The sequence below is a fragment of the Actinomadura sp. KC216 genome (assembly GCF_004348535.1).
In the GTDB taxonomy this organism is placed as follows: domain Bacteria; phylum Actinomycetota; class Actinomycetes; order Streptosporangiales; family Streptosporangiaceae; genus Spirillospora.
In genome coordinates this window covers 1-5,541 of sequence record NZ_SMJX01000440.1, presented here as the reverse complement: position 1 = coordinate 5,541, position 5,541 = coordinate 1, and the positions used below count along the sequence as shown (strand labels likewise).

General features: G+C 68.6%; 4 protein-coding genes and 1 pseudogene. 4 read left to right on the top strand and 1 reads right to left on the bottom strand.

The features are described 5' to 3' along the window. The first annotated feature begins 236 nt into the window (after positions 1 to 236). The 4 genes from E1264_RS39445 to E1264_RS39430 all read left to right on the top strand — a co-directional run bounded on the left by E1264_RS39445 (position 237) and on the right by E1264_RS39430 (position 4,817). Positions 237 to 599 (top strand): hypothetical protein, encoded by a 363-nt coding sequence (locus E1264_RS39445; protein WP_132182173.1) that lies wholly within the window; start codon positions 237 to 239, stop codon positions 597 to 599. A 30-nt stretch (positions 600 to 629) separates the two neighbouring features. Continuing rightward, entirely contained in the window at positions 630 to 1,787 is a 1,158-nt protein-coding gene (locus tag E1264_RS39440) for a hypothetical protein (protein ID WP_132182171.1), read from the top strand. A 102-nt stretch (positions 1,788 to 1,889) separates the two neighbouring features. After that, positions 1,890 to 3,230, top strand: a complete 1,341-nt coding sequence (locus E1264_RS46125; RefSeq protein WP_279492109.1) for a S8 family serine peptidase — start codon at positions 1,890 to 1,892, stop codon at positions 3,228 to 3,230. Positions 3,231 to 3,686: 456 nt separating this feature from the next. Further along, the gene (locus E1264_RS39430; protein WP_243711454.1) at positions 3,687 to 4,817 is read left to right on the top strand and encodes a MinD/ParA family protein; all 1,131 of its coding nucleotides are present in this window, start codon (positions 3,687 to 3,689) and stop codon (positions 4,815 to 4,817) included. Between the two features lie 51 nt (positions 4,818 to 4,868). Here E1264_RS39430 and E1264_RS44190 read toward each other — a convergent pair. After that, a pseudogene (locus E1264_RS44190) lies at positions 4,869 to 5,541 on the bottom strand (hypothetical protein); the annotation flags it as partial.

Sequence of the window (5,541 nt, the reverse complement as noted above, 5' to 3'; positions counted from 1 at the left end):
GCCTGGCGATCCGCGACGCCAACGACAACTACCAGCAGGCCGAGCGCAGCAACTCGGGCATCTGGGGCTGAACACCCCGACGATGACCGTCCCCGGGCTTACGGGGCTGTGGCGGGCCCTGGCCGTCAAGAACGGCCGGAGGTTCCGCCTCGCCGATCTGGGCCGTTGCCCGGGCGCAAGCCGATCCTTTCTCCCAGACGGCCGACGAGCACGAGACCCACAGGAGGTAAGAACATATGGGCTACCCGCCCACGCCTCAGGCCGGAGGCAAGGAGATCAAGGTCGACCACGATGCGCTCGAGGACATCGTGAAGAAGCTCGAGAAGAACCTGCACGCGCTGGAGAGCAAGCAGTTCATCCAAAAGATCGAGGACGCCACCCCGTCCGAGGGTGCGATCGGCAACTACAAGGCTGGCCAAGGTCTCAACAACACCATCCGGGCGGCACGCAACTCCATCGGTGACACCTACGACCAGCTCATCAAGTCGTACAAGCAAGTGATCGAAGCGATCCAGAACTCGGAAAAGACCCACCGCAAGGCTGATGACGCGTCCAAGCATGGCGTGCAATCCGCCGGCTCCCCGCAGACCTACATCTAGAAGGAAACGACCGGACAGGGGTGCGCAGCAGTGGGACATGAAATAGAGATCAGGAAGCACATCACGAAAGATGCCGAGGGCGTTGGCAACCCGTGGAACGCCCTCGAGGTCTGGAACGACAATTTCGACAAGATCCGCCAGATCGTCGACGGCATGGACCCTCGCCAGCTGAGGAACGGCGGGCGAGTCTACGGTGAGCTCGCGCAGGACATGAACGGCGCCGCCAACCTGCTGTACAACCAGGGCATACGCATGGCCGAGGCATGGAGTGGCAAAGATGCCGAAAAGGCCAAGGAAGCCGTGGACAAGACCCATCGCCAGATGCAGGAGATTGTGAAGGTCTCCGACCAGACCAGCAAAGCCATGATGGGGCACGCCGAGCAGCAGGACGATTGGAAGAGGACCTACGGCAGCGGCAGCCGGATGGACACCTGGGTGAGCGAAGCGGTCAAATGGGGTCGCAGCGTTCTCGCCGTCAATCCCGTCACCGGCCCGTCCGCCGTTCACGGCCTGATCGCCAACAATGCCGGTGCGGCCAACGCGATGGGCAACATCAACGACGGCACCGAGCAGTCCAACAACAACTTCCCGCCCGGCATCCGCCAAGACATGCCGATCACCAACGTTAGCGGACGTCGTCCCGACGCCCCCGGCCTGGGTGGTGGCCCTGGTTCTCCCACGATGCCTGGTGGCGGAGCTCCTCCAGGTGGCGGTCTCGGTGATGTCCCCGGTGGTCCGGGCCAGATTCCCGATGGTCCTGGTGGCCCCGGTCATATCCCAGGAGGACCTGGCGACACTCCCGGTGGCCCGGGAGGTGTCCCTGGCGGCGGAACGGATCTCGCGAGCCTGCCCGGAAGTGGTCCCGGTCTCGGTGGGGGTGGCCTCGGCGGCGGTCCCGGTGGCGCTCCCAGCCTGGGTGCGGGCGGCATGGGCGGCGGCTCGGGTGTACTGGGAGCAAGCCCTGGCGGACTGGGTGTGGGCCCCGGTAACAGAATCGGTGGGCCCGGTGAACAGGGCAGCAGGGTCGGCGCAGGCAAGGGTGGAATGAGTGGCATGGGAATGCCCATGGGCGCCGGTGCTGGCGGTCGCAGCGGCGATGGCAATGAGCACGAGCGCAGCACGTGGCTGTCCGAGGATAAGGACGTCTGGGGCGGGGACGACGACGCCGCGCCTCCGGTGATCGGCTGACGTAGAGGTGCTGACAGCGAGCGCAAAAGTGTCGGCAGGCCAGGTGGAAACTTGGCCTGCCGACACTTGATGCACAACCGGTCGTATAGGCAAGGAGTACTGATGCTGCGGCGGAGACAGAGAGCGGCCAGGTCCGCCTTGGCTTTGCTCATGATCGGATTGGTGGCCTGGCCTGGCTCGGCCGCGGCAGCACCCCGGCCTCTTCCAAGGGAATGGTGGTTTAAATCCTGGGGGGTACAGAGTCACCTCTGGCCATTGTCTACTGGCGAGGGTGTGACAGTCGCGTTGCTCGATACAGGTGTCCAAGCGGACCTGCCAGAGCTTCAGGGTGTCGTGCTACCCGGAATGAACGCCGAGGGCGGAGGCGGTGATGGTCGGGAGGATCTCGACAAGACCAGCGAGTATCCGGGGCATGGCACGGGAATGGCGGCTCTGATCGCTGGACAAGGAGGTGGCACCGGAATGGTAGGCGTCGCCCCAGATGTCAAGATTCTTCCGATCATTACGCAAAGCAGAGAGGCGTTCACCAAGGGTATTCGCTACGCCGTAGACCATGGCGCCCAGGTGGTCAACCTTTCGCAGGCGACTCCCGGTCGATGTGACGAAGAGCTACAGGAATCGGTCGCCTATGCTCTCGGCAAGGGCGCAGTCATCGTGGCAGGTGCGGGCAACGACGGCGAGTTGGGGAACGTCAGTAATTCCCCGGCTAACTGTAAGGGTGTTCTGGCGGTGGGAGCCGTGGACGGGCGCGGGAATCCCTGGGAGAAGACGCAGCGCCAGCCATATGTGATGGTGGCGGCTCCTGGTGTCGAAACGGTGACGGTACTCAGAGACGGAAATCTTTACCCTGGAAGCGGGACGAGCGACGCAGCGGCGCTCACGTCTGCTGCTGTGGCGCTTATTCGGGCCAAGCATCCGCAGATGACGAATCGTGAGGTCGTGCGGCAGCTCATCGCGTCTGCGGCGGATCTCTACAAGAAGGGGAAGGACGATCGGACCGGGTACGGGATGATTCGTCCGTATCGGCCGCTGGCGGGGAAGGTGCCGCAGGGGACCGCGAACCCGGTGTTCGATGAGTTCGATCGCTGGATGAAGCTGAACCACCCTGTAGGCGCCAAGTCGGCGGCGCCGAAGGCGTCGGACGAGGGCGCTCCGGTGTCTGCCATCGTCTTCTTTGCCGCGGTGGCGGGTGTTGTCGTGCTGTGCATCTTTGGTTTCTTGTTCTCCCGGCGGAAGTCTCGTTCGCCTGCACCGATGGGACCCGGTCATGGTGCGCCGCCGGGGTTCGGGCAGCAGTATCCGCCTGGTCCGCCGCCGGCCGCGCAGCCCATGGGAGGACGGCCGCAGTATCAGCCGCCCGGGCAGCCCGGTGGTGCGCCGCCGCCTGCGCCGCCTGGGTGGGGTCCACCTGAGGGCTGGCCTCCTGGGCAGCGTCCCCGCTGACGGCGGGACGTCCGGCGTCGCGTGGCGGTGCGCGGGGGGCTGGGCGTCTCGTAGGCTTGCGGGGGAGAAGGGAGGCAGGTGTCGGATTCAACGTGGCAGCAGGCCGTCCTGCGCGATCTCGGTGTTTCGCAGCGGGGATTGCAGGTGCTCGCGCCGGTTCCGTCGTCCCCTGCCCAGCAGGCTTGGGGAGCTGAGGCTCCACCACAGCCCGCGCCCGAGCAGCCGGCGGCCGCCGCGCCGGTCGTGATGCCCGATCCGGCGGCCCCTCCGATGCCTCCGACGGCGCCGCACGCGGCCCCTGAGGCGCCGCCACCTCCGCCTCCGGCTCCCTTTCCTCCACCGTCCCAGGGGGGTGGCGAGGCGGTACCGCCGCCGCCTCCCCGGCCGACGTTCCCGGCGCCCGGGCGGGAGGACGCGCCCCCGCCGCCGCCCGCCCCGCCGTTCTCGCCGCAGCCGGTGGCGGGCGAAGCCGCGGAGCAGCCGACCGACGCGCCGCCCGAGCCGCAGGCGGCGCCGCCCGCCGAGTTCGACTGGGCGGCGGCCGTCAACCCGCTGATCGGGGTGGACACGTCGGAGGCTCCGCTCGCGGAGCAGGTCGGCACCCATCAGCCGGCGGCGCCGCCTCCGGAAGCCGCGGCTCCGGTTCCCGCTCCGGGCCAGGTCGGTCCTGCGGGTGCGGGCCAGCCCATCCCGGCCGAGGAGCTGGTGCGCAAGCATCAGCATGGTGATCCGCTGGCCCGCCGGATGGGCCGCAGCGTCCGCAAGGCCGTTGGCGGCGGTACCCGCGAGGCGCGCGACATGGCCGCGTTCGTGGAGTTGATGCAGCGGCCGGTGCCGAGTACCCGGCAGATCGCGGTCGCCAGTGTGCGCGGCGGTGCGGGCAAGACGACGATGGCCGCGCTGGTGTCCACCGAACTGGCGCGGCACAGGCGGGATCGGGTGCTGGCGGCCGACGCCGATGCCGAGCTGGGGTCGTTGCCGTTGCGGCTCGGTGTCCGTCCGCAGCTGTCGCTGTTCGACCTGGCCGGGCAGAACCCGCGGTCGTTCGAGGAGGCGGCGCGTTTCCTGGCCCCGACGCCTGAGGGGCTGCTCGTGCTGTCGTCCACGCGGGGCGGCCGCATCGCCGGCGAGTTCACGCTGGAGATGTTCCAGAACGCGGTCAGCCAGGTCGCCCGGTACGTGGGCACGACGGTCATCGACTGCGGCGCGGGGATCCTGACCGAGCTGAACCGGGGCGTGGTCGCGGCGTCACACGGTCTCGTCCTGGTGACCCCGGGAACGGTCGACGGCGCGCTCAGCGCACGCGGGGCGCTGGAATGGTACGCGGCCAACAACCAGCGCGACCTCCTCGCCCGGACGGTGATCGCGATGGTCTCGCACGCCCCCCAGGTGGGCGCCGACCTGCAGCGGGCGCAGCAGATGCTGGCCGCGTGGGGTCTGCCCGTGGTGCCGGTCCCCTACGACCGGCACCTCGCCACCGGCGGCTCGCTGAACATGTCCATGGTGTCCGCCGCGGCACGGGCCGCCGTCACCCAGATCGTGCACGAGGTGTTCGCGCGCTCGCTGGGCGCCGGCAACACCGGCTGACCTCCACGGCCCGGGCCCCGGACGTTCGCGTCCGGGCCCGGATCGTGCGGTTCAGTCACTCCAGATGAGGGTGTTCTTGACCTCGATGCCCAGCTCGCCGGCAGTGGTGAAGACGCTGCCGGTGCGGCCGCCGGTGTCGGCACCGCTCGACCAGTACGACTGCGCGTAGATGACGCTCGAGCCCTGCGGCCACGACCGCGTCCAGTAGGCGGGGTTGGCCCGGGGCTGCGGGAGTCCGCTCGCGTCGGACGGGGTGAGCAGCAGCGGCCAGCCCTTGCTGGAGGTGACCCGGCTGACGCTCGCCGCCGCCGTCGAGCTGGAGAACTTCGCGATCGACACCGAGGTGATGATGTTCTTGGACCGGTTGGCGTAGACGGCCGAGTGCATCAGCCCGATGCACGGATACGTGCGCAGCGTCGTGCGGAGCCTGGTATTGGCGCGGCTGGTGCAGGACGCGGTGCGGGTGCCCGCTCGGGTGAAGGTGTTGCCCTTCGCCGTCCGGATCGTCGGGCCGAGGATCGAGGCCGGGTCCGACCCGCCCCCGGTGGACGGAGTGGTCCCGGGCTCCGGAGTGTCGACGGGCGAGGACGGGGTGTAGGACGGCGTGTAGGAGGGAAGCGAAGTCGTCCTGCTGGGTTCGTCGTCGTCGCTCGCGAAGACGACGAAGGCGCCGAGGCCGACCAGGGCCAGGAGGCCCACCGCTCCGAAGATCAGCAGCGGGACC